Raw genomic sequence first — 24,012 nt, forward strand, 5'->3', positions numbered from 1 at the left:
CGGATTCAGTCCTGCCGGGAGGTGGTCAGCGCCTGGCCCACGGCCTTGTCGAAGCGTGCTGTCTGGTCCGGTCGCAACACGGCTCGCATGGCGAAGACGTGCTGCAACGTCGCCTTCTGCAGTTCGCCCATCGCCACATGCGATCGATCCACCGCTTTCTCGACGTCGGGGCCATAAGTGTGTTCGTGAGCGATGGCCCGTGCAAGATCGGCGTTCGCGGCTTGCAGTTCCCCTTCCAACTGGCCCCGGCGCTCGGCGAAACCTTGCTCAAGCGCATCGATCCGGCGCTTCTGGCCGGCGTCGAGATCGAGTTCTCCGTGAAGCAATACGTGGATACGGCTCTCTTCCGGGGCATCCCCGCGCAGCTTCTGTCCGAACCACAGCGCACCGAGAGCCACAAGGAACGAGACAAGCGCGACGAGGATATAACGATGGGCGTTCGCCATGATCAGAGCGCCAGCAGATGAGAAGGCGCCGCTGCAGGAATGGCCAGCAAGGGTTCGCTTGGGGAAGTGCCTTGCGCCGTTGCGGAGGTGGGCAGCGCGAGACCTCCCCACAAGCCGACGAAGCCGGCGATGCAGCCCGCCAATACCAGCCCGCGACGTCCCGCCATGCGCTCGCGCCCCGCAGCAAGGCCTGAAAGCACGGCGGCATCAAGCGAACCGAGACCCTCAGGTAAGGCTTCACCGCGAAGCATCGACAGCATTTCGTCCAGTTCGTTCATCGGCCCAGTCCCACCTTCAACCGCTTGCCCAGCAAACGCTCTCCCGCCGCATACGCAACGCAAGCCCGTATCCCTCAAAGCCCTATCAGAAAATTCGGCAAGGCCCTCGGCCGAAATGCAGCAATCAGGTTCCCGGCCGCCCTGGGCTATCGGGAGGATTGGCGATGCCGGGGATTTCGATCTCGGCCACGAGCCCTCCCCCGTCGCGATTGCGCAAGGCAAGGGTTGCACCGAAGGTTCCGACCTGCGCCTGCGCGATGGCCAGCCCGATACCCGTACCGCTGCCCTTGCCTGAAGACAGCCGGCGAAATGGCTGGAAGGCCAGCGTCAGTTCGTCTTCGTCCAGCCCGGGACCGCGATCGGCAACGCGGATCAGGAGATCGTTTCCCGCGTAAAGGCAGCTCAGTTCGGCGCTGCCGCCATATTTCAGGGCATTGTCCACGAGATTGCCAAGTGCGCGTGCCAATGCGTTCGGCTTGACCCTGGCCTGCGCCCCGCAGCCGCGCGCGAAGACCACGCGGTGGCCAAACTCGCCGGCGTCCTCGGCGATGCTGGAGAGGATGGAATCGATATCGAGAACGGCCCAGGGTTCACGCATTTCGCTGCTGCGGGCCAGATCGAGCCCGTTTCGCACGATCTGCTGCGTAATCGCGAGGTCCGCCACGAGCCGGTCGCGCAGGGCTTCGTCCTCGACCTGTTCAAGGCGCAGGCGCAGACGGGTGAGCGGGGTCTGCAGATCGTGCGTTACCGAAGCAAGTATCTGCGTTCGTTCGCGCAGCCCTTCGCGTACGCGTTCCTGGGCGAGATTGAAGGTCTCCAGTGCGGCGCGGACCTCGCTCGGCCCCTTGACCGGGATCGGCTCGAAATCGCCAACCAGCGAGAACGAGCGTGCGGCGCGCTCCATCCGCCTCAGCGGCGTCGTGGCTAGGCTGGCCGCAAGCAGGCCCAGCAGGGCACCGGCCACGATGATGAGTTCGAGATAGGGCGGCCCCACGCTGTGCCGGTCCCAACTCCGGTCGGGCCAGAGATCGACGACGTAGCGATATTCGGCGCCCTTCCCGGACTCGACCCGGACGAACCAGCAGTCAGGCAAGGGATCGGTGTTCATGCCGGCAGCATGGGGAAAACGCGAGAACTGGGCGAAGCACTGATCGTTCAGCAGCGGCATCACGAACGCGGGCCTGCCGAGCCGCTCGCTCAGGCGGCGCGAAAAGGCGGGGTCGAAAGAGGTCATCTTCAGCTCGGCACCGGCACCGTGCGCGCCCAGCACTTGTCCGCGCGAAAGCACCTGCTCGGTTTTCTCCGGCTGCCTGTCATAGCGGTGGGCGATGTCCTCTGCGCTTTTCAGGGCGGCTTCGACCTGCTCCTTGCGGAACATCCGGTGGCGCAGGCTGTCCGAGGCCTGCAGGGCCAAAACGGCCGAAGCGGCCATTCCCAGCGAGAGGACAAGCGTAAGGCGCCCCGCCAGCGAACGCGGATAGTCGCGCAGGCGCTTGAACAAACCTGGCCTGTCGGGCTCCGTCATGGTCATTCGAACTCGACTGGTCCGGGCAGGACATAGCCTTCGCTGCGGACGGTGAGGATCAGTTCGTCTCCGCCCGGCTCGCTGGCGAGCTTGTGGCGCAACCGGCTGATCTGGATATCGATCGAGCGATCGAAGGCGACGGTGGCACTGCGTTCCGGCAGCAATTCCTCGCGCGAAAGCACCTGGTTGGGCGCCTCGATGAAACGGCTGAGCAAGCGGTACTCCGCGGAGGACAGCATCACGAGGCGCTCGTCATTGGTCACCAGTCTGCGCTGGTGCAGATCGAGCCGCCATGGACCAAACCGGGCGAAACGGGCAACGCGCGGCCGGCCGTGATCGAATATCCGCGAGCGGCGCAGGAGATTGCGAACCCGTGCCAGCAGTTCGCGTGGCTCGAACGGCTTGGTCAGATAATCATCGGCGCCCAGTTCCAGCCCCAGAACCCGGTCGATAGGTCCCTCGCGCGCGGTCACCATCATGATCGCGCCCTGATGCCCGGAAGCGCGCAAGTCCCGGCAGATGTCGAGGCCGTCTCCATCCGGCAGGTTGAGATCGAGGATCAGCAGGTCGACCGGATCGCCCTGAAGAATGGCGCGCAGATCCGCGACCGTACCGACCGAATCCACGTGCTGCGGTTCACGCGAAAGCTGCGCGGCGATCAGTTCGCGAATGTCGGGATCGTCCTCGAGGACGATGATGCGCCCCTCCGGCGCATCGCTCTGCGGGATCATGAATGAGGTCATAAACGCGCTGCCCCTCGAAGTCTGCCCCGATGATACACGATGAAACAATAGGCTACGCCCGGCAACCTGACGATACGCGTCGATCCTTGCCCCCGCTTGCTGCGGCGCACAATTGCGAAACCGAGCTGCAACTGTGCACAGGAGCCTTCCGCTTGCGCCCCTCCTTCCAACATCTCGCCATGGTCTCGGCGCTTGCTTTGTCCGCCATGAGCCTCGGCGGCTGCGGCCAGCAGCAGGCCATGCCGCAGCAGGACGTCGAAGTCGGCGTGGTCACGCTGACGGCCGAGCCGGTAACAGTCTCCACCACGCTTTCCGGCCGCACCGCCGCGACGACCGTTGCCGAGGTTCGACCACAGGTGGACGGCGTGATCCAGTCCCGGCTCTTCGAGGAAGGCTCGCTCGTCCATGCCGGCCAGCCTCTGTACCAGATCGACGCGCGCCTTTACCGCGCATCTCTCGATACGTCCCGTGCACAGCTGGAAAGCGCGCAGGCCGATCTTTACAGCGCCGAGGCCAAGGCCCGCCGCTATCGAACCCTGGGCGATAGCGAAGCGGTCAGCGGTCAAGACAAGGACGAGACGATCGCCGCCGCCCGCGCCGCACAGGCTGCGGTGCACCAGTATCAGGCAACCAGTCGCAGCGCCGCGGTGAACCTGGAGTTCACCCGCGTTCTCGCGCCGATCACCGGCCGTATCGGCCGTTCCTCGGTGACGAAGGGCGCGCTTGTTACCGCCAGCCAGACCGACGCCATGGCGACGATCCAGCAACTCGACCCGATCTTCGTCGATATCACCCAGTCCTCCGCCGAACTGCTTCGCCTGCGGAGCGCGCTGGCCAAGGGCAACATGCTTCCGGCCAGTGCGAAAGTGACGCTGACTTTGGAGGATGGCACCGTCTACCCCCAGCAGGGGACCATCGAGTTCAGCGAAGTCAACGTCGATCCCGAGGCAGGCACGGTCACCCTGCGCGCGAAGTTCCCCAATCCCGATGGTCTCCTGCTCCCCGGCATGTTCGTGAACGTGGCCGCGCCGCAAGGCGTTGTGCGCAACGGCATTCTTGCCCCGCAGCAGGGGATTTCGCGCGACGCCAAGGGCGACGGGACGGCGCTCGTCGTCGATGCTGCGGGCAAGGTCGAACAGCGCAAGGTCACGACCGGCCAGGCTATCGGCAACAAGTGGCTGATAACCAGCGGACTGAAGGCAGGCGACCGCCTGATCGTGGAGGGAACCGACAAGGCCCGCACCGGGGCCAGGGTCAAGGCCGTCACCGTAAAGCAGGGCGACTGATCCCATGAACCTCAGTCGCTATTTCATTGACAGGCCGATCTTCGCCTGGGTCATCGCCATCATCGTCATGATGGCCGGCATCGCCGGTATCATGAGCCTTCCCGTCGCCCAGTATCCCGACGTTGCGCCGCCTTCCGTCACTGTCAGCGCCACCTATCCCGGCGCTTCGGCGCAGACGCTGGAAAATTCGGTGACGCAGGTCATCGAGCAGCAGCTTACCGGCATCGACAACCTGCTCTACTTCTCATCCAGCTCGGACAGTTCCGGTTCGGCCTCCGTCACCGCGACGTTCGCCAAGGGCACCGATCCGGACGTTGCGCAAGTGCAGGTCCAGAACAAGGTCCAGCAAGCCAACTCACGCCTGCCGACCCAGGTGCAGCAGCAAGGCCTGACCGTCACCAAGTCGGCCTCGGACATGCTGCTTGTCGTCGGCCTCTACGACCAGAGCGACAAGAGCAGCGACAGCGACGTTGCCGATTATCTGGTCTCCAACTTCCAGGACGATCTTGCCCGCGTGAACGGCGTGGGCGGGGTGCGGGTCTTCGGCGCGCAATATGCGATGAGGATCTGGCTCGATCCCACCAGGATGGCCGCGCGCCAATTGATCCCCTCCGACGTCACGAGCGCGATTTCGGCACAGAACGTTGACTTGTCCGCCGGACAACTCGGCGCCGAACCGCTCGCCAAGGGGCAGATGCTGAACGCGGTCGTCAAGGCCAAGTCGCGCTTGCAGACCCCCGCCCAGTTCCGCCAGATCGTCGTCAAGACGCTGTCGGACGGGTCGATCGTGCGTCTCTCGGATGTCGCCCGGGTCGAACTCGGGCAGGAGAGCTATTCCAGTTCGGCTCGCCTCAACGGGCATCCCGCCTCGGGTATCGCCATCGAACTGGCCTCCGGCGCCGATGCCCTCAAGACCGTCGCCGCCGTAAAGGCGCGGGTGGACGAACTCGCGCATGACCTGCCGGACGGATACAAGCTCGCCTATGCCCGCGACACCAGCGACTTCGTCAAGCTTTCGATCAAGGAAGTGATCGAGACGCTGGTGATCGCCATCATCCTCGTCGTTCTGGTGATGTATGCCTTCCTCCAGAGCTGGCGCGCGACGCTGGTGCCGGCAATTGCCGTGCCGGTTGTCCTGATGGGCACCTTCGGCATCCTCGCGCTGCTGGGCTACTCGATCAATACGCTGACCCTGTTCGCAATGGTGCTCGCCATCGGCTTGCTGGTGGACGACGCCATCGTCGTGGTCGAGAATGTCGAGCGCCTGATGCACGAGGATGGGCTCAGCCCCTATGGCGCCACGGTACGCTCGATGGACGAGATCGGCTCCGCACTTGTGGGCATCGCGCTGGTGCTGTCGGCGGTGCTCTTGCCGATGGCGTTCTTCGGCGGGTCGACCGGGGTGATCTACCGCCAGTTCTCGATCACCATCGTCTCGGCCATGGGGCTTTCGGTACTGACGGCGCTGATCCTCTCGCCCGCGCTCTGCTCGACCCTGCTCGTGGCCAAGGAGCACGCCGATGCCGAGCGCGAACCCGCATCTCGCCTGCGCGGTGCACCCCGGCGGTTGCAACACAGGCTCGACGGATGGTTCGGCAGCTTCAACCGCTGGTTCGACCGCATGACCGGCCGTTATGTCGATACGACGGAGAAACTCATCGCCCGCCGCCGTATCTGGCTCGCAGTCTATGGACTGGTGATCGTGGCACTCGTGATTGTCTTCATGCGCCTGCCGACCGGCTTCCTGCCTACAGAGGACCAGGGCCAGGTCATGGTGGTCTACCAGCTTCCCGCCGGCGCCACTTCCGAACGGACTGACAAGGTTCGCGAACAGATCGAGCAAGCCTTCAGGTCGGAAGGCGCGAACGTGCCCCTGCGCTTCACCATCGGCGGTTTCAGCTTCAATGGAGCCGGCCAGAACGCAGGCATGGGCTTTGCCAGCCTTGCCCCCTTCGATGATCGCAAGGACTCCGAAAAGTCCGCGCAGGCCATCAGCGGCCGCGTCATGGCCAAGCTGGCGAAGATCCGCGATGCGCAAGTCTTCGTGATGACCCCGCCTTCGATCCAGGGCCTCGGCCAGTCGAACGGCTTCACCTTCCAGCTCCTCAATTCGACGAACATGGACCGCGAGAAATTCGTCGCCCTGCGGGACAAGCTGATCGCCGCCGCCAACCAGAGCTCCAAACTCTCGCAGGTCCGCGCTTCCTCTCTGCCGGACACGCCCCAGTTCGACATCAATTACGACGATGCCAAGCTGTCGGTCCTCGGCCTTTCGGTGGCCAATGCAACCGATACGCTCAGCACGGCCTGGGGCGGCACCTACGTCAACGATTTCATCGATCGCGGACGGGTGAAGAAGGTCTACGTACAGGGAGAGGCAAGCGCGCGAATGCTGCCGAGCGATCTCGACAAGTGGTTCGTCCGCTCGACCGCCGCCACCAATGCCGATGGGACCAGCAAGATGGTTCCCTTCTCGGCCTTCACGACGATGAACTGGGAAACCGGCCCGAACAGCCTTTCCCGCTTCAACGGCCGTTCGTCCTATACGATCCAGGGCGATGCCGGGTCTGGATACAGCTCGGGAGACGCGATGAAGGAGATGGTCGCCCTGCAACAGAAGCTCGCGCCCGGCACGAGCTATGCCTGGAGCGACCTGTCCTATCAGCAGAACCAGTCCAGCGGTCAGGCCGTTTACCTTTACGCCCTTTCGATCGCCGTGGTGTTCCTGTGCCTTGCGGCGCTTTACGAAAGCTGGTCGGTGCCGCTGGCGGTTCTGCTGGTGATCCCGCTCGGCGTGATCGGCGCGGTGCTGGCGGTGGCGGTACGCGGGCTGGAAAACGACATCTACTTCCAGGTCGGCCTGCTGACCACCATCGGACTTGCGGCCAAGAACGCGATCCTGATCGTGGAATTTGCCGAGCAGGCGTGGCGAGACGGCCGCGACATGCTCCATGCGGCGCTGGAGGCGGCCCGCGTGCGCCTGCGCCCGATCATGATGACCTCTATCGCCTTCATGGCCGGCGTCATTCCGCTTGCGATCGCCAGTGGAGCAGGCGCCCAGGGGCGTATCGCCATAGGCACGGCGGTGCTTGGCGGCATGTTCACCGCCACCGCGCTGGCGATCTTCTATGTGCCGATGTTCTTCGTCATTGTTGCCGGGCTCTTCCACCGAGGGGGCTCAGGCACGACTGACGGGAGCGCCGGCGCTGCCCGGAACCTGCGGCAAGGGTCACATGCCGAAGTTCCGGGCGCCCCATCAGAGGGCGATGGCTGACGGCATTCGGCTTGGCATCCCGTTTACATCCCCTTTCCCCCACATTCGCCGGCGCGGAACAGTCGCACCCTCCCGCGCCGGTGAAGCCCGGAGCCCCTTCAGGTCGGGGCTCCGGGCGCCTTCATCGAGGAATGATCCGATGCGCCGTACCCTGATCCCGCTCATTCTCGCCGCCGGTTCGCTGGCCGGGTGCAACATGGCGCCCCGCTACGTCCAGCCCGAGGCGGCCGCTCCACTGCAGTGGCCGCAAGGCGCCGCCTATGCCCCGGCAGAAGCGGGCGAGGCCGGCCTTCCCTGGCGGGCCCTGTTCGCCGATCCCCGCCTGCAAACGGTGATCGAGCGGGCGCTGGCGAACAACCGGAACCTTCAGGCCAGTCTTGCCAACGTGGCTTCGGCGCGCGCGCAGTATCATGTCGAACGTTCGTACCAGTTGCCGACACTAGCCGGAACGGCAAGCGCGAGCGCCACGCGGGGCCTCAAGAGCTCGCAGGGCGATAGCCAGAGCTACGATGCGAACATCGGTGCCAGCGCTTTCGAACTGGACCTGTTCGGCCGCCTCAGGAACCAGAGCCGGGAGGCTCTCGAGACTTATCTTTCCACCGAGTCCGGCTATCGCGCGGCGCGCCTCACGCTGGTGGCAAACGCCGCGACCGCCTACATAACACTCGCGTCCGACCGCGACCTGCTGTCGCTCGCCGAGCAGACGCGCGACAGCGGACGCCGTTCGGTGGAATTGACGCAAAGACTGCTCAAATCGGGCCTTGCCGCAGCGGGAGACCTGGCTGCCGCGCAGACGGTGCTGGAACAGGCGACTTCCGACGTCGCTTCGCAGACGACGCTGGTCGCGCAGGACCGCAATGCGCTGGAATTGTTGGTGGGCGGCCCCGTGGAAGACGCCCTGCTGCCCGCGTCGCTGGCGGAACTCGACACGCGCATCGGGCAGGTTCCGGCGGGGCTGTCGTCCGATGTCCTCCTGCGGCGACCCGACGTCGTGGAGGCGGAGCATCAGCTCAAGGCCACATATTCCCAGATCGGCGCGGCCCGCGCCGCGTTCTTCCCGACCATCTCGCTGACGTCCGCTCTTGGCCTTGCCAGCACTGCGCTGGCAGATCTGTTCACCGGCGGCGCGCTCGGCGCCAGCGGCACGGCGAGCGCCAGCCTGCCGATCCTTGGCGGCACGAACAAGGGCAACCTTGAATATGCGAAGGCGCAGCAGGAATACTACCTTGCCGCTTACCGGGCGGCGGTGCAGTCCGCATTCCGGGACGTGGCCGATGCGCTTGCCCGGCGCGGCACCATCACCAGTCAGCGCACCGCGCAGGACCGGCTGGTTACCGCAGCACAGAAGAGCTACGATCTGGCGGATGCCCAATACCGGGCCGGAACGGATACCTACCTGAACGCGCTCGTCGCCCAGCGTTCTCTCTATGCCTATCGCCAGACGCGGATTGCGACAATTCTGGCGGACCTCACCAACCGCGTGACCGTTTACAGCGCGATTGGTGCGGACGATACGCTGGCAGAGGAGAAGGCCTCAGGAAACTGAGGCCTGCGGCGGCCTTATTCGCCGGTGTCGCGGCTTTCCGGAGCAAAGAAATGCTGGATCACTTCGCGGGCCAGCCTGGCCGGCCGCATGGTGGAAGCATCCAGGCAGCACCAGCTCGACTTGACTTCGGCCAGCACTTCCTCGCCGCGACGGATGATGGTTTCGTAGAACGCCCGCGCACCCTGCACTTTTTCGAGCAGGACCGTGGCGATCACGTCATCGTCGATGAAGGTCGGCTTGCGATAGGTGATTTCGTGCTTGAGCGCGACCCAGAGATGCTGCGCGACCGCTTCGGTGGGCGCAAGCGCCCGCCAATGATCGAGCACGGCATCCTGCACCCACTTCAGATAGCTGGCATTGTTGACATGCCCCATGAAGTCGATGTCGACCGGGTCGATGCCAATGGGATAGCTGTGGGGAATCGCGTTGCTCACGTCCCCGAAAGTAACAGTTCAGGCCCCCCACAGATAGCGGAAATGGGGGAAACGCCGAGATTTCCTCGGAATGAGGCAGTAACCTGCGGTTTTAATGTGGAATGATCGAAAGAGGAAAGGCCCGCGGATCGTTGCGATCGGTCCGCGAGCCTCGTTTCATCGTATCAGGCCGCCGCGGTGTAGCGAGCCGGGCTCCGGCCGCAGCCCGTGTCGAAGCGGGCCGCCTGATCGTTGAGCGAAATCGCCTCGGTCGTCAGGTTGCGTGCCGCGGCCGAAGTTTCCTCGACCATGGCGGCGTTCTGCTGGGTCGACTGGTCCATGGTGGAAACCGCGACCGTGATCTGGCTGATCGCCGACGATTGCGCCTGATTGTCTTCGGCCATCTGTCCGAGCAGGGTGTGAACCTCGCCCACCCCGCCCGAGATGGTCTCGAACGCGGCATCGACACGCTGCACCGCGTCAACGGCGGTCACGATGTCCGTCTGCGTCACGGTAAGCTGGTCACGCGCACGCTTGGCCTCTTCCTCGGCCCGCATGGCAAGCGCGGAAACCAGATCGGCGACGACCGCGAAACCGCGCCCGGCATCTCCGGCGCGCCCGGCCTCGACGGCGGCGTTCATGGCGAGGACGCGGGTCTGGAACGCGATCTTGTCTACGCCTTCGATAACCTGGTCGATGCCCTTTGCGCTCAGGCTCACGCGGTCCATCGCCTGAACGGCCTCGCCAGCCACGGTGCGGCCACCGGCAACGGTCGAGAGAGCCTCGTCGGCGCGGCGCACGGTCTGCGATGCCGCGGTTGCGGAAGCCTTCAGGCGGTGGTCGATCTGGACGAGCGCCGCCGAGGTTTCCTCAAGGCTGGCGGCGTTGGACTCGGTCCGCCGGGCAAGGTCTTCCGATGCCTGGGCGATTTCCTCCGACCCGGTGCGAATGCCAACGGCGCTGTTCGTTACGGCACCGATCATGCGGCGCAATTCGCCAAGGGCGGCGTTGAAGTTTTCCTTCAGTGCGGCATATCCCGCCGGGAACGGCGCGGAAATCTCTGCCGTGAGGTCGCCCCGCGTCAGCGCGTCGAGCCCGGCACCGACGGCGCTGGTGACGATACGCTGTTCCTCGGCCGAACGATGGTCGGCTTCCGCCCGATCTTCCGCGGCCTGACGGAACACATCCGCTGCGCGGGCCATCGTGCCGATCTCGTCCTGACGGTCCAGTTCGGGAATGGCGCAGTGATCGCCCTTGGCCAGACGATCGACAGCGCGGCTCAGTCCGGCGATCGGTTTGCCGATGATGCTGCCGGCCGCGTAGAACAGGCTGGCGAGGACCGCCGCCACGATGACGAGGCCACCGATCACGAGTTGCCATGCCATCGAGCGAGCCGGCGCAGAAATGGTCGCCTCCGGCACGTCGAGAACGAGACCCCAGGTGGTATTGAGCCCCTGAAGCGCGATCGGGCGAATGACACGGCGCGTGGGCACGCCGCCGATGTCGAGATCGTTGAGCACGCGGGTCTCGCCGCTGGCAAGAGCGGCTTTCACCTCATCGAGACCGGCACCTTCATAGGGCTTGCCGAGCTGGGAAGGATCTGGATTGGCCACCCATGTTGCCGAGGACGACAGGAGCATCACGCGGCCCGTCCTGAACGGCTTGAGCGCTGAAAGACGCTCGGAGAGGCTGCCCAGCTCCATGTCCACGCCCACCACGCCGATAACCTTGTCCCCGGACCTGACCGGATCGGTGATCGATGTCATCAGGATGGTCTTGCCGTCCACGTCATAGGCATAGGGATCGACGATCGCGCCCTTTCCGCTTTCGAATGCCGCCCGGAAATACGGCTTTTCGTAAGCTCCGGCCTCGTTGTTCGGCATTTGCGCCAGCACGCCGTTGCTCTTCACCCAGTATGGCGTGAAGTTGCCGTCTCCGCTGGAGCCGGGAAGCCCGCTCTTGCCGGCGTCAGGACCATCCCACTGGTTGGGCTGGATCATCGTCCAGCTTCCCAATGCCACTTTCGATTCCAGGAGGTCCGTCTTGAGCACCAGCAGGGCCGCGCCGCGATCGCGCATTCCGGCGGCATGCATCTTGCCCAGAGCCGACGCCATGGAACGCGCCGTCGCCTCGAAAGTGGCGATATCGGTACTGACGCGGTTGCCCTCCGCATCGGCCTGGGCAACGGCGGACTGATCCGACAGTGTCCCCACGACCGAGCCGGTTTCCACGACAACAGCGGTAAAGCCGAGCAAGAGCAGCAAGGCGATCGCCAGTCCGGCCACCGTCATCAGCTTGCCCGCAATGCGCATGCGACTGAACAGGTCTTTCATTTAAAAGCTCCAGAAGAAATCTTCAGAAGGCGGCGCTGACCCAGAACAGCGCGGCGCCGTCGGCCCGGGCTCCCCGGCCGAGATCGGTGTCGATGTAGGATAGTCCCAGCGTGAGCGGCCCGAGGTTCGCATCCGCGCCGAGCGACCAGTCGTAATAGCCGCCGGGCCGAGGACTGATCGCGCCCTTGCTGCGGCCCCCATGGGCACGAAGCGTGAGCGGCGTCCGCGGGATCGGCACCCCCGCTTCTCCGTAAAGATAGAGGTGATCGCCCCCGAGCGCGGCCTGGTCCCAGCTATAGCCGCTGCCCAGAGTGGCCTGCATGGGGCCGAGGTCCTGCGTGAGCTTTGCCGTGGTTTCGAAGTATTCGATCTTCCCGGAACCCTCGCCGCCGGGATAGCTGTAATAGGCCACGGCCACATCGACGCTGGTGTGGGGCGCCAGGCTTCCCGCCCACCCGGTGTAGAGATCCACCTCGGTCGCGCCGTAGCGTTCGCCCATGTCGATGGAAGAGGCCCAGGTGCCGACGTAGATGCCGCTCTCATGAGACAGGTTGATCGTGGCCTGTACCGCCGGGTCTTTTCCCGTCAGCGAGATGCCCCTAAAGCGATAGTCGCTGATGATGGTAGCGCCGCCGGAAACGGTGAAGGCGGGAGTATCGGATTGGGCATGTGCGGCAATCGGCAACGACAACAGGGTCAGGGCGAACCCTGACGAAATGGCAAAACGCATGGAAGTCCTATTCCGGGACAGATGAGGCAGTGCCATTATAGAAGGGGCACGCCCCGCACCGGGCGCTCACGCCGCAGGTTTGGCGGGGAATTCCGCTAATGCATTATGATTACGCGGAAATTATAACTTCATGCCGAAAAAGGGGCTCAACGAGCCGGACCGGCCTTGAGGCTGGCGGAGTCTATATGCCAGCGCAGCTGGGCGGGGCTCGCGCCGTCGACGTCGTTGACACGCCTTATCACATAGCTGCCGCGAAACGTCTGGTGATGCCCATCGGCAAGGGTCGCATCCACCGTGACAGGCACCGGTTGATAGATCGATCCAGCCCCTGCGTCCCCCGGTTCGAGCCTGCCGATGGTAACCCTGGTGGATACCGTTTGCGCAAAACCGGCCCTGAAGGTTTCGCGCGTCTGCCTTGGCGGTCCATCCTCGCCCCATTGCTGCCATGCAGTTTCGTAATCGCGCGCATCGAGCGCCGAATAGTAGCGCCTGACGACATCGGCTGCGGCTTCCATGCTCTTCGGTGCGGGGGTGCAGCCGGCCATCGGCGATCCCTTGCCATCGAACAGAGCGCAGCTTCGGGCAATCTCATCCTCGATCATCGCGCAGCTATTGGACACGTTGCAAGGCGGATGCGTTGCGGGAGAGACGGACCGGCACACCTCGACGCGGCGGGCTGCCGCCGCAGCACCGATCTGCTGCGAACAGGACAGCAGCGCGGAGCCGGAAGCCGCTGGTGCCTGCGTCCTTGATGGTTCCGTTATCGGCGGCGCCTCGGACAGGGTTGCGGTTGGAGGCGCCGAACTTGTCGCCGCCTCCTCGCCATCAGCGCCATCCGGCCCGCCTGGCGATCCGCACGCCGTCACTGCAAGGCCCAGCAGGATCGGGAGAACGGACGCCAGTTGTTTCATTTCCAGAGTTCCTCGTTCCGGCCTTGCCGATGCGCGACGGAAGGATCAACGCACGGGAACCCCGATCGGATGCCGGAGCGAATTCTCAGAACTGCATCTTGACCTGACAGCCGAGCGCGAGGGCATTGGGCGTATTGCGGAAACCGAAGGCGCCCGGCTCGATGATGTACTGGATGTCGGGACGGAGGCTCAGCCAGCGGCGCAGTTGCAGGCCGTAGCTCAGTTCGATCGCGGTCTCCCCGGCGGGCAGCGCGGCATATCCTCCCGGCAGGGGATTGGCTTCGACATGGGCCCGGCGAAGACGCGGATCCACGACGGCATGCGTGAAGCCGAGCGCAATCGAATCCGCATCACGTCCCCGGAACGTGCCCGTCTTGACGAGCCCCGCCGCATACCAACGGGTGATCTGGCCCGAGATCGCGGGATTGGCGGTGAACTGGCCGAAGATCGACAGTCCTCGATTGCCCTGCCCTTCGCGCAGGATCATCTGGTCAGCCAGCAGATAGACGCCGTAACGTCCACGAACCGTGCCGCCGCCGCCCTGACGGGTCACACGCGAAGTGTCGTAGTAGACGCCAAGCTTGTAATGGCCGGGCAGCGAACGGCTGTCCTTTGCCGCGCCGGGATCGTATTCGACTTCCAGCGGCAGAAGTACCCCGGTGGTTCCTCCCGCGAAGGGGTTGAAGGCGTTTTCCTCGTCGTTGAGGCGGGGATTGACCTGGAAGGCGCCGGTCCTGACGATAATGTCCGAACGCAACTTGTAGCGCACCGCCGCGCCCCACCGGGCATTGGGGTAATTGTACCATCCGCTGTCGCCGGAAAGCGAAAGAGGGTGGGCGCAGAACGCGGCGTTCACGAAGTTGCAGCCGATCGGCATGCCGCCCAGATCGTTGCCCATCGCAAAATAGCCCATCCGCAGGTTGAGCTTGCCCTCCAGGAGGTTCTGCTCCCAACTCGCCTCGGTGAGCCGCGCGTAGTATCCGCCTGCCGCTTCCTGAATGGGCAGCCGGTTGCCTACATAGTCCGAGGAAATGCCTACGCCGCGCCGGTCGTTGAACGTGAGGTGCAGCGTCGCACCTTCCCATCCTGCAAGCCGGTCCATGTCGAAGTCCGCGCCCATGCGGACCTGCTGGACATAGGCGGTGCCCCGCTTGAGCCCTCCGTCCACCGCTGAAAAAGTCTCTGAAACATAGTCGCCCCGGAACGTGACGCCGGCCGTCTTGAGCTGCGTGCGCAGTCCGCCCCAGTCACCCGTGAGCGTATCGCGCGCCGCCGGCTGGGGAGCGGGCGCTGCCGCTGCCGGAAGGGTGGTGACTTGCGCGGTCTGCTGCGCTTCGCCGGTTTCCTCGGCACGGGCATCGACCGCCGCAAACGGGGCGGAAACCATAAGGCCGCAGCCGGCCAGACGCGTGAATCTATCCAAACGATGGGCCATGGCCCCCTCCTCCCCCGACGCCTCGGGAAGAGAGGCGCAGGACCAATATGTCTTGAAGAATGGATGGGGGCGGAAGGCTGTGTTCCGCCCCCGAAAGCGTTACGGCAGCTTATAGGCGATCACATAGTCACCGCGATCGGGCGACTGCCGCGCACCGCCGGCGGTGATGACCACGTACTGCTTGCCGGTCTTCGGCGACTTGTAGCTCATCGGGCCGCCCTGGCTGCCCACCGGCAGACGGGCCTTCCAGATTTCCTTGCCGTTCGCCGAATTGAAGGCGCGCAGATAGTAGTCCTGGGTGCCTGCGATGAACACGAGACCGCCCTGCGTCGCCAGCGTGCCGCCCAGCGTGGGCAGACCGATCGGTATCGGCAGGCCCATCTTGATGCCCATCGGGCCGGTATCGCGAACCGTGCCGACCGGAACCTGCCACTTGATCTTGCGGGTCTTCATGTCGATCGCCGTCAGCGTGCCGAAAGGCGGAGCCTGGCAGGGAACGCCCAGCGCGGAAAGGAAGCGATCCTTGACCACGGAATAGGGCGTGCCCTTCAGGGGAACGCTGCCCATGCCGGTATTGACCGCCTCACCCGCGGCGCCCGCCTTGCCCGCCTGCTCCTTCGTCTGCGGGAACATCTGCACCCAAAGGCCGAGACGCATGTCGTTGGCAAAGATCGTGCCAGTGGTCGGGTCTGTCGAAAGTCCGCCCCAGTTCATTCCGCCGAGCGATCCGGGGAAGCTGAGCGACTTGTCCGTGCCCGGCGCGGTGTAGAGCCCTTCGTAACGCATGCCCTTGAAGGCAATGCGGCACATCAGCTGGTCGAACGGCGTTGCGCCCCACATGTCGGCTTCGGTCAGCGGACCGACGCCGATCTGCGGCATGCCGACCGACTTGGGCTGCACGAGCGAATAGGGCTCGTTCGGGATATTGGCAGCCTTCACCCTGACATTCGCGACTTCCGTCAGCGGTTTGCCGGTGGTCCGGTCAAGGACATAGAGCTGGCCTGACTTGGTGCCGAATACCAGCGCGGGCACGGTCTTGCCGTTCTTGGCAAAGTCGATGAAGCTCGGCTGCATCGGCAGGTCGAAGTCCCAGAGGTCGTTGTGAACGGTCTGGAAATGCCACTTTTCCTTGCCCGTCGTCGCGTCGAGCGCGAGCATCGAGGCGCCGTACTCGTGGTCGAGCGCGCTGCGGGTGACGCCGTAGAGATCGACCGAGGCGCTGCCCACCGGCATGATCACCGCGTTCGTCGCCGGGTCATAGGACATCGCCGCCCAGACGTTGGGAGTGGAGCGGGTGTAGGTCTTTCCTGCGGCAGGCATGCCGGTGATCGCGGGGTTGCCCGGATCGAATGCCCAGCGCAGCTTGCCGGTAACGACATCGAACCCGCGCATGACGCCGCCGGGCATGTCCACCTGCACGTTGTCCGCCACGCGGCCGCCGACCACGACGGTCGTCCCCGCCAGCGTGGGCGCCGAGGTGAGCTGGTACTGCGGGTCGGGCGCGTTGCCGAGGCCAGCCTTGAGGTCTACGCGGCCGCCGTTGCCGAAGTCCGGACAGAACTTCCCGGTATCCGCATCGAGAGCGACCAGTTCGGCGTTGATGGTGTTCATCAGGATGCGGCGCTGGCACGGCGCGCCCTCGGCCACGGTGACGGCCGGGACCGGAGTTGAGCCCGGCACGTCAGGCTGCCGAAGCGGGGCCTTCGCATCGAAATAGGCCAGACCGCGGCAACGCATCCAGACAGAGGCCTTGGCGTTGATGATCGTTTTCCACTTCTCCCTGCCGGTATCGGCATCGAGCGCGATCACGTTGTTATGCGGCGTGCAGACGAACACGGTATCGCCGACCTGAAGCGGCGTGTTCTGGTCTTCGGCGCCGTTGCCGTCACTCACCGCGACATCGCCGGTCCGATAGGTCCATGCGACCTTGAGATCCTTTACATTGTCGCGGTTGATCTGATCGAGCGCGACAAAACGGCTACCACCGCTGGTGTTGCCGTATGCTTCCCAGTTCTTCTGCTCGTGCGCGGCATCGACGGGAACGAGTCCGCCCATGTCCCCCGAGAATGCCACGGTCGGATGCGCAACGAACATCGCGGCAAAGCCGGACGCGGAACACAGGGCCAGCACGCCCCCGATCGCCAGGGACGGTCCCCAGGCACGTTTGCCGGCAACGGCACCGCGCAGCAGCGGATAGGACAGCGCGATCACGGTCGCGCCGACGCCCATTGCCAGCAGGCGCGAGATCAGCGGCCAGAACGAAAGGCCCACTTCCCACAAGGCCCAGACTATCGTGCAGAGGAAAGTGGCGCCGAAAACGAGAGCGCCGGCCGGGCGTCGGCGAGCGATGAGGAAGCCGGATACGAGCAGCGCGAGGCCCGCGATCACGAAGTAGAAACTGCCGCCGAGGCTTGCGAGCTTTGCCCCGCCTGCGGTGAAGAAGATCCCTGCTAGCAGCACCACCGCGCCGAGCAGCCAAAGCCATGCTCTTGTCAGCAGACTACCGTCGTTCTTCGTGCCTGGCATCCGGCACCTCCTTCGTTTCCTGCAATTATACTCAAAGAAGCCAACAAGGCCACGCAAATGCATGAAACCGCTCAGGGCATGAACGGCTATGCGATCCATTTGTCAGATGCCGCGCACGGAGCAGTGGAACTCGGCGCGTCTCCTGATTACGCGACCTCTCTACCGGCGTTCGCCGACGGAAGAGATGGATCGCCCAGGACAGGGATGCCCGCGCCTATGCGCGTGCTCCGGAACGGCTGCCAATTTGAAATGTGCAGCAGGGATTACGAACCCGGAATACAGCGCAATCCTGGACCCATCATAATGGCATGGTGATATGCCCTGGCGTTATGGGCCGCGCCCTGCCCGCCTGCAGGCAACAGCCGGTCGTGCCGGCGCCCCGGTCGGCCCCGCCTTTCGGCCGCTCGCCTTGCCGCAGTGCAACAAACTCCATACGACTGGATTGCAGCTACTCCTTCCCATCACATTTCCGGGTCTGCTCGCTCTCCTTCATGAACCTAGATCGCCGTAGCATCCTGTCCGGCATCGCCGGTGGCGCATTCGCTTTCACTGTCCCTCGTGCGGCGCTCGGCGCTGACGATGTCCAGCGCGTGGACGACCTGATCGCGCGGATGACGATAGAGGAAAAGGCCGGGCAGATGACCTGCCTTGCCGACAGTTTCCGGCCCTTCAACCCGCCCAATCCGCAAGCCGGCATCCAGGACGAGAAGCGGCTGGCGCAGGAAGTGCGCAAGGGGCGGGTCGGCTGCCTCTTCAATGGCATCGGTGTTGCCGGAGCCCGCCGGGCGCAAGAGATAGCGGTAAAGGAAAGCCGCCTCGGCATTCCCCTGCTCTTCGCCGGAGACGTGATCCACGGCCTTAAGACGATCTTCCCGGTTCCCCTTGCCGAAGCGGCGAGCTTCGACCCATCGCTTGCCGAACGCACCGCCCGCGCCATGGCCATCGAGGCGACGGCAGCCGGGCTCCATCTGACGTTTGCGCCGATGGCGGACGTGGCCCGGGACCAGCGCTGGGGCCGCGTGGTGGAAGGTTCGGGCGAGGACGTGACGCTGACCGCGCTGCTTTCCGCCGCGCGGGTTCGCGGTTTCCAGGGCCGGGACTTGCGACGCGACGATTCGCTGCTTGCCTGCCCAAAGCATTTCGCAGCCTACGGTGCGGTGGCCGGCGGCCTGGAGTACGGCAGCGTCGATATCAGCGACGAAACCCTGCGCGAAACCCACCTTCCGCCCTTCGATGCCGCCTTTGCTGCCGGCGCACTGACCACGATGGCAGCCTTCAGCGAGATCAACGGCGTTCCCGCCACCGCTGATCGCGCGCTGCTCACCGATCTCCTGCGCGGCGAGATGCAGTTTCGAGGCTTCGTTTTCTCCGATTACACCGCCGACGAGGAACTGATCGCTCACGGCTATGCCGAGGACGAGCGCGATGCCGCCCGCCTCGCGGTGCTTGCCGGTGTCGACATGTCCATGCAGAGCGGGCTCTATGTCCGCTATTTGCCGGAACTGGTGAAAAGCGGAGCCGTGCCGATGGGCACGGTTGACGTCGCCGTGCGCCGCATCCTTTACGTCAAGGCGGCCATGGGGCTCTTCGAGAATCCATGGCGATCGCTTGACGAAAACGCGGAACGGAGCCGGATCGGTACCAGCGCCCACCGCGCGCTGGCCCGTGAAACGGCAGCCCGTTCCATTGTATTGCTCAAGAACAGCGGCATTCTTCCGATCGATGCCCGCAAAACCGGAAAGATCGCGCTGATCGGGCCGTTCGCCGAAGATAAGGACAACGTCTATGGCCCTTGGGCCTTCTACGGCGATCCGGGCCAGGGCGTGGATATCGCCAGCGGCCTGCGCGCCGCGCTGCCCGATCCTTCCGACCTGATCGTCGTTCAGGGCAGCGGCATCGAAGGGCCTGTCGCGGGCGGCATTGCCAAGGCCGTGGAAGCCGCCAAGGCCTGCGATATCGTGCTGCTGGCGATCGGTGAGTCCCAGACGATGTCCGGGGAAGCCCAGTCCCGCACCACTATCGAGATTCCTCCCGCCCAACAGGCGTTGGCCGATGCCGTGGCAGCGGCCGGGAAACCTGTTGTCGTGCTGCTCCGGCATGGGCGGGCGCTGGCCCTTCATGACAGCGTCGCGAATGCGCAGGCGATCCTTGCCACCTGGTTCCTCGGATCGGAAAGCGGCCATGCCATTGCCGATATCGTGTTCGGGAAAGCGGACCCTTCGGGCAAGTTGCCGGTGAGTTTCCCTTGGGAATCCGGTCAGGAACCGTTCTTCTACGATCGCAAGTCGACCGGGCGCCCCGTGGTGGACAGCCGCACCGAATATCGCGCGCGCTACACGACAACCGACAACAGCGCGCGCTTCCCGTTCGGCCACGGCCTGACCTACACGCAGTTTGCGCTCGATCAGTTCAAGCTCTCGGATGAGGTCATGCGCTGGAACGAAACCATCGAGATCAGCGCGCGCCTCACGAACAAGGGCGATCGCCGGGGCAGCGAAGTCGTGCAACTCTATATGCGGGACCGTGTTGCAAGCCGGACCCGTCCGATCCGCGAACTGAAGCGCATGTCCCGGGTTTCGCTCGAACCGGGGGAATCCCGGACCGTCCGCTTCACGCTGTCGCGCAAGGACCTTGAATTCGTGGGTGCCGGAAACCGCAGGATTGCGGAACCCGGCCTGTTCGACCTGTGGATCGGCCAGTCTTCGACGGACGGCCTCCACGGGCAGGTAACGCTCTATGCCGACGTGCCTTCCAAAACATGACCTTGCGGGCTCAGGCGCTCTCAAACATCTACAAGGCATGAGCGCCCCCGTTGCCGTCTACGACTAGCTAACGCCGGCGGGTCCCGTTCATGCCAAATTCACCATGGAATTCATCCGGATAGGGAAAACTCCACATCCCCGCTGGACGCCGCCGCGCTTGTCCCAGTAAGCATACTTGCCCGGGGGCCAGAAAGCCGGGCTCGCAGGGCGCAGGCAGATGATCGGTTCGCAACGATGAAGGCGAATGAGGAAACCCCGGGACCGGGCGGTGAGCGCCGCTTCCGGGCCTTCCTCAGCTATAGTCACGCGGACGAGCATTTCGCGCGCAAGCTGCATCAATGGCTCGAATCCTACCGCATTCCGCCAAGGCTGGTCGGCTCGGCAACACCGATGGGCCATGTGCCGCCGCGCCTCTCGCCCATCTTCCGGGATCGCGCGGAACTTCCGGCGGCATCCAGCCTCGACGAGGAAGTGCGCCAGGCGCTCTCCCAGTCCGACGCGCTGCTCGTGCTGTGCTCTCCGGCAGCGAGGGCTTCGCGCTGGGTCGATGCGGAAATCGCGCTCTTTCGCAGTCTCCACCCCGATCGGCCCATCATCGCGGCTCTCGTCCTGGGCGATCCGGCAGTCAGTTTTCCCTCCGCGCTTCTCGAACCCGATGCGGAAGGCGTGGTGCGGGAGCCGATTGCAGCCGATTTCCGGCCCGACCACGATGGTACCCGCCTTGCCCGCCTGAAGATCGTCGCCGGCCTGACCGGCGTGGCGCTCGACCAGATTATCCAGCGCGATGCCCAGAGACAATTGCGCCGTGTGATCGCCATCACGCTGCTTACGGTTCTGCTTACCCTATCGATGGCCCTCATGCTGATCTTCGCGTTGCGCGCGCGGATGGAAGCCGAGCATCAACGTCAGCAGGCCGAGGGATTGATAGAATTCATGTTGACCGACCTCAGGCAGAGGCTGGAAGGCGTCGGCCGGCTGGACGTGCTCCAGTCCGTTAACAAACGCGCACTAGACTATTACGCCGACCAGTCAGACCTCAAGACCCTGCCGGCCGACTCGCTCGAACGCCGCGCCCGAATTCTGCACGCCATGGGAGAGGACGACCACAAGCGTGGTGACGTAGCCGGAGCGCTGGCGAAGTTCAGCGAAGCGCACCGTGTGACCGGCGCCCTGCTGGCGGCAAGCCCGCAGGATCCGCCACGGCTCTTCGCCCATGCCCAGAGCGAGTTCTGGTTGGGCTATGTCGATTTCATCGACTACCGGTATGAAAAGGCCCTGCCGCGTTTCATCGCCTATCGTGGACTTGCCGAGCAATTGGTCAGGCTCGTTCCCGGCGATCAGTCCTACTGGCGCGAACTGGCCTATGCCCAGGGCAACATCTGCACGATCGCGGTCACCCGGCGCGGCCCGGAAAAGCAGCTTGCGGAATGCAGCGATGCGCTGGCAACGATGGAGCGCGTGGGCAAGATGGTCCCCGGCGATCTCAGCGTCAAGGCGGACATCGCCAATCGCCATGCCTGGATGGCGGATGCCCTGCGCGTGCAGGGCAGGAACGTCGACGCACTGCATGAACGCGCGCAACAGGCGGCTATCGTGCAGCGCCTGCTCAAGGACGATCCGAAGAACGTCAGCTACCTCCAGGACTGGATGCTGGCGCGATATTCAATGTCGCAATTGCTCAATTCGCTGGGCGAGCGGCGCAGAGCCGAGAAAATGCGAGAGGATGCTCGTCGGGATGTCGAGCGATTGATCGAATCGGATCCCGAGAACAACGATTGGCGCCTGTGGAAGGCCAAGCTGACCAAACCCCTTGATAAATAGGAACCCATCATGTCGACCCTGAACTACATGCAATACGGTCTGGCGAACCAGCTCGACCTCGAACTGACGGGCGAAGAGCCGATCGTCTTCAACGTCATCCTCAAGGCCGAAGAAGGACGCATCGTCCTGGAATATGACCAGCCCGCCGCACCGGGCCAAGACTATATCGCGATCACCTGCGACAGCGTCGTCGACATCACCCTGGTCGGCGACCAGCTCTGGTTTTCCAAGGAATTCGACGCCATCACCACCAAGGAACCCCTCTCGTCCTTCTATGGCGGGCTTGAGTACAGCGCCTATGACGAGAAGCTCGACCGGTACAAGGCGGTCCGCTTCAACGCGCGCTTCAATCAAGGTGGAAAGTACGGCACGCGCCACCGCTTCAACATCAACGTGGACCTGCTGCAGGACATAAATGCCTGCGAACCGCGCTGGATCGGACTGACCATCGATCCCGACATCAAGAACCCGCCTCCGCAGGTCTGAATAGCGGATGATCGATTCGTGATCCTTTCGGTACTGGCCCAGATCCGGCAGACGGCACGCGCGGGGGATATCCTCCGCGCGTGGCGCATGTTCGAAAGCGCGGGGCTACTGGCCTCGCAGGCGCCGGATGCCCTCAGCCTCAAGGGCCGGCTGCTCAAGGACCGCGGCCTGCGCAGCTTGGGCGACGAGCGTAGGCAGCTTCTGGACCAGGCGCAGGCCGCCTACATGCAGGCGGCGGGCGAGCGGCGGGCCACGTATCCGCTCATCAACGCGGCGACCATCGCCTTGCTCAACGGCAAGACGCAGGAGGCATCTCTCGTCGCGACAAGAGTGCTGGAACTGCTGGAAAGCGGCGACCATGAACCGGAAACGCGCTACTGGATCGGCGCGACGGCTGCCGAGGGCCATTTGCTGCTTGGCAATACAGAGGCAAGCCGCACCGCGCTCGAACTGGCAATCGCGGCAGCGCCGGAGGCATGGGAGGATCACGCGGTCACGCTGCGTCAGTTCCGGCAGATACTCGAAAGGATCGGGGCGCCTGGCGATCTCTTCGATCATCTCCGCCCGCCGCCGAGCCTCTATTTCAGCGGCATCATCGGCCTGCCGGGAGATGAAAACGAAATCCGCGAGAAAGTCGGCGTCCTGCTCGACGATATCCGGCCGGGCGCGGTTTTCGGCGCGCTTGCGGCAGGATCAGATATTGTCATCGCCGAAATGGCACAGGCAAGGGGCGCTCGGCTCAACATCGTGCTGCCGCTCTCCCTGCCCGCCTTTCGCCATATCTCCGTCGCCCAGTACGGCGGCGATTGGGCCGAGCGGTTCGACCGGCTCATCGAGGCTGCCGATCTGGTGGAAACGCTTGACCGGACGAACTGCCTCTCTGCTCCTGCGATCCTGAACGGATCACGCGTCGCGATGGGGCTGGCGCTGCGACGATCGAGAATGCTCGCAACGCGGGCCATCGCACTCCATGTCGGCCGGGAAACGGACAGGATCGCACAAGCCGAAGCGGAATGGCGGGCCCAGGGGCTGGAAATCCATGACCTCACCCTGGACTACTCCGTCCCGGCGAGCGGAGCCGGGTTCGGCAGAGCGGTCGATCGCACCGTCCTTGCCTCGACACGTCCGTTACCGCCTTGTTCCGACCCGTCGGTAGGGGCACCGGAACTGACGGAAGAAGGATACTCGATCCTTCGGTTCGGCGATCCCGTCATGGCCATGGATCACGCGGCCGCTATATTGCACATGGCTCCCGAGAGCCGGCTTGGGTTCGATTGCCGCCCCTGCGCGCCGGAATCCGGTGTGGAGGAAGATGCCGAACTTGCCATAGTGCTCGCACGGGCGGCGCCCGCGGGAAGCATTTGCGCGCCTTGGCCGCAGATCGCCGTCATAGACCTGCTCGCCCCCGATTACCGTTTCGAGGCCGCCGGAGACATCGTCACCCCATTGGGCGATTTTGCGATAGGCCTGTTCAGGCTGCTTTCGTCGGCCTGAACA

Annotated in this window: 17 protein-coding genes; 7 read left to right on the forward strand and 10 right to left on the reverse strand. The window is 64.4% G+C overall.

The features are described 5' to 3' along the window. Positions 1-5: 5 nt before the first annotated feature. The 4 genes from ACXJ16_RS19900 to ACXJ16_RS19915 all read right to left on the reverse strand — a co-directional run bounded on the left by ACXJ16_RS19900 (position 6) and on the right by ACXJ16_RS19915 (position 2,980). Positions 6-446 carry a periplasmic heavy metal sensor gene (locus ACXJ16_RS19900; protein WP_132468835.1) on the reverse strand — a complete coding sequence of 147 codons (441 nt, stop codon included), beginning with the start codon at positions 444-446 and terminating at the stop codon, positions 6-8. Between the two features lie 2 nt (positions 447-448). After that, complete coding sequence (locus ACXJ16_RS19905) at positions 449-724, reverse strand: hypothetical protein (RefSeq protein WP_054441940.1); 276 nt, start codon at positions 722-724, stop codon at positions 449-451. A gap of 124 nt (positions 725-848) precedes the next feature. Beyond that, positions 849-2,255 (reverse strand): ATP-binding protein, encoded by a 1,407-nt coding sequence (locus tag ACXJ16_RS19910; protein WP_231636259.1) that lies wholly within the window; start codon positions 2,253-2,255, stop codon positions 849-851. Continuing rightward, the gene (locus ACXJ16_RS19915) at positions 2,252-2,980 is read right to left on the reverse strand and encodes a response regulator transcription factor (protein ID WP_186000143.1); all 729 of its coding nucleotides are present in this window, start codon (positions 2,978-2,980) and stop codon (positions 2,252-2,254) included. The genes ACXJ16_RS19910 and ACXJ16_RS19915 overlap by 4 nt, the downstream gene beginning before the upstream one ends. 218 nt (positions 2,981-3,198) lie before the next feature. On the opposite strand from ACXJ16_RS19915, the gene ACXJ16_RS19920 reads away from it, so the two are divergent. The 3 genes from ACXJ16_RS19920 (at position 3,199) to ACXJ16_RS19930 (ending at position 9,098) form a co-directional block, all read left to right on the forward strand. Continuing rightward, on the forward strand, positions 3,199-4,278 hold the full coding sequence (locus tag ACXJ16_RS19920) for an efflux RND transporter periplasmic adaptor subunit (RefSeq protein ID WP_054441993.1): 1,080 nt from the start codon (positions 3,199-3,201) through the stop codon (positions 4,276-4,278). A 4-nt stretch (positions 4,279-4,282) separates the two neighbouring features. Then, entirely contained in the window at positions 4,283-7,552 is a 3,270-nt protein-coding gene (locus ACXJ16_RS19925; protein WP_185999700.1) for an efflux RND transporter permease subunit, read from the forward strand. 139 nt (positions 7,553-7,691) lie between these two features. After that, positions 7,692-9,098 carry an efflux transporter outer membrane subunit gene (locus ACXJ16_RS19930; RefSeq protein WP_324699634.1) on the forward strand — a complete coding sequence of 469 codons (1,407 nt, stop codon included), beginning with the start codon at positions 7,692-7,694 and terminating at the stop codon, positions 9,096-9,098. Positions 9,099-9,112: 14 nt separating this feature from the next. Here ACXJ16_RS19930 and ACXJ16_RS19935 read toward each other — a convergent pair whose 3' ends face one another. The 6 genes from ACXJ16_RS19935 to ACXJ16_RS19960 all read right to left on the reverse strand — a co-directional run bounded on the left by ACXJ16_RS19935 (position 9,113) and on the right by ACXJ16_RS19960 (position 17,446). Further along, on the reverse strand, positions 9,113-9,532 hold the full coding sequence (locus ACXJ16_RS19935) for an acyl-CoA thioesterase (protein WP_132468833.1): 420 nt from the start codon (positions 9,530-9,532) through the stop codon (positions 9,113-9,115). A 164-nt stretch (positions 9,533-9,696) separates the two neighbouring features. Next, positions 9,697-11,844, reverse strand: a complete 2,148-nt coding sequence (locus ACXJ16_RS19940) for a methyl-accepting chemotaxis protein (protein ID WP_463923120.1) — start codon at positions 11,842-11,844, stop codon at positions 9,697-9,699. A gap of 22 nt (positions 11,845-11,866) precedes the next feature. Next, positions 11,867-12,574: a TorF family putative porin gene (locus ACXJ16_RS19945; RefSeq protein WP_463923121.1), complete on the reverse strand. Its 708-nt coding sequence runs from the start codon at positions 12,572-12,574 to the stop codon at positions 11,867-11,869. Positions 12,575-12,720: 146 nt separating this feature from the next. Then, positions 12,721-13,485: a nuclear transport factor 2-like protein gene (locus ACXJ16_RS19950; RefSeq protein WP_463923122.1), complete on the reverse strand. Its 765-nt coding sequence runs from the start codon at positions 13,483-13,485 to the stop codon at positions 12,721-12,723. An 85-nt stretch (positions 13,486-13,570) separates the two neighbouring features. After that, complete coding sequence (locus tag ACXJ16_RS19955) at positions 13,571-14,920, reverse strand: carbohydrate porin (protein WP_463923123.1); 1,350 nt, start codon at positions 14,918-14,920, stop codon at positions 13,571-13,573. A gap of 99 nt (positions 14,921-15,019) precedes the next feature. Continuing rightward, the gene (locus tag ACXJ16_RS19960; RefSeq protein ID WP_463923124.1) at positions 15,020-17,446 is read right to left on the reverse strand and encodes a glucose/quinate/shikimate family membrane-bound PQQ-dependent dehydrogenase; all 2,427 of its coding nucleotides are present in this window, start codon (positions 17,444-17,446) and stop codon (positions 15,020-15,022) included. Between the two features lie 491 nt (positions 17,447-17,937). On the opposite strand from ACXJ16_RS19960, the gene ACXJ16_RS19965 reads away from it, so the two are divergent. From ACXJ16_RS19965 to ACXJ16_RS19980, 4 genes are all read left to right on the forward strand, one after another. Next, positions 17,938-20,208 carry a glycoside hydrolase family 3 N-terminal domain-containing protein gene (locus tag ACXJ16_RS19965; RefSeq protein WP_463923125.1) on the forward strand — a complete coding sequence of 757 codons (2,271 nt, stop codon included), beginning with the start codon at positions 17,938-17,940 and terminating at the stop codon, positions 20,206-20,208. Positions 20,209-20,442: 234 nt separating this feature from the next. Then, positions 20,443-22,029 carry a toll/interleukin-1 receptor domain-containing protein gene (locus ACXJ16_RS19970; RefSeq protein ID WP_463923126.1) on the forward strand — a complete coding sequence of 529 codons (1,587 nt, stop codon included), beginning with the start codon at positions 20,443-20,445 and terminating at the stop codon, positions 22,027-22,029. Positions 22,030-22,038: 9 nt separating this feature from the next. Then, entirely contained in the window at positions 22,039-22,515 is a 477-nt protein-coding gene (locus ACXJ16_RS19975) for a nucleotide synthetase (protein WP_054441948.1), read from the forward strand. 18 nt (positions 22,516-22,533) lie between these two features. Continuing rightward, complete coding sequence (locus ACXJ16_RS19980; RefSeq protein WP_463923127.1) at positions 22,534-24,009, forward strand: TRAFs-binding domain-containing protein; 1,476 nt, start codon at positions 22,534-22,536, stop codon at positions 24,007-24,009. Positions 24,010-24,012: the final 3 nt, after the last annotated feature.

The organism is Novosphingobium sp. TK71, from assembly GCF_055361505.1.

Bases quoted from the DNA above. Each gene is read 5' to 3' on its own strand.
- ACXJ16_RS19900 (WP_132468835.1), bottom strand. From the start codon at position 446: ATGGCGAACGCCCATCGTTATATCCTCGTCGCGCTTGTCTCGTTCCTT.
- ACXJ16_RS19905 (WP_054441940.1), bottom strand. From the start codon at position 724: ATGAACGAACTGGACGAAATGCTGTCGATGCTTCGCGGTGAAGCCTTA.
- ACXJ16_RS19910 (WP_231636259.1), bottom strand. From the start codon at position 2,255: ATGACCATGACGGAGCCCGACAGGCCAGGTTTGTTCAAGCGCCTGCGC.
- ACXJ16_RS19915 (WP_186000143.1), bottom strand. From the start codon at position 2,980: ATGATCCCGCAGAGCGATGCGCCGGAGGGGCGCATCATCGTCCTCGAG.
- ACXJ16_RS19920 (WP_054441993.1), top strand. From the start codon at position 3,199: ATGAGCCTCGGCGGCTGCGGCCAGCAGCAGGCCATGCCGCAGCAGGAC.
- ACXJ16_RS19925 (WP_185999700.1), top strand. From the start codon at position 4,283: ATGAACCTCAGTCGCTATTTCATTGACAGGCCGATCTTCGCCTGGGTC.
- ACXJ16_RS19930 (WP_324699634.1), top strand. From the start codon at position 7,692: ATGCGCCGTACCCTGATCCCGCTCATTCTCGCCGCCGGTTCGCTGGCC.
- ACXJ16_RS19940 (WP_463923120.1), bottom strand. From the start codon at position 11,844: ATGAAAGACCTGTTCAGTCGCATGCGCATTGCGGGCAAGCTGATGACG.
- ACXJ16_RS19945 (WP_463923121.1), bottom strand. From the start codon at position 12,574: ATGCGTTTTGCCATTTCGTCAGGGTTCGCCCTGACCCTGTTGTCGTTG.
- ACXJ16_RS19950 (WP_463923122.1), bottom strand. From the start codon at position 13,485: ATGAAACAACTGGCGTCCGTTCTCCCGATCCTGCTGGGCCTTGCAGTG.
- ACXJ16_RS19955 (WP_463923123.1), bottom strand. From the start codon at position 14,920: ATGGCCCATCGTTTGGATAGATTCACGCGTCTGGCCGGCTGCGGCCTT.
- ACXJ16_RS19960 (WP_463923124.1), bottom strand. From the start codon at position 17,446: ATGCCAGGCACGAAGAACGACGGTAGTCTGCTGACAAGAGCATGGCTT.
- ACXJ16_RS19965 (WP_463923125.1), top strand. From the start codon at position 17,938: ATGAACCTAGATCGCCGTAGCATCCTGTCCGGCATCGCCGGTGGCGCA.
- ACXJ16_RS19970 (WP_463923126.1), top strand. From the start codon at position 20,443: ATGAAGGCGAATGAGGAAACCCCGGGACCGGGCGGTGAGCGCCGCTTC.
- ACXJ16_RS19975 (WP_054441948.1), top strand. From the start codon at position 22,039: ATGTCGACCCTGAACTACATGCAATACGGTCTGGCGAACCAGCTCGAC.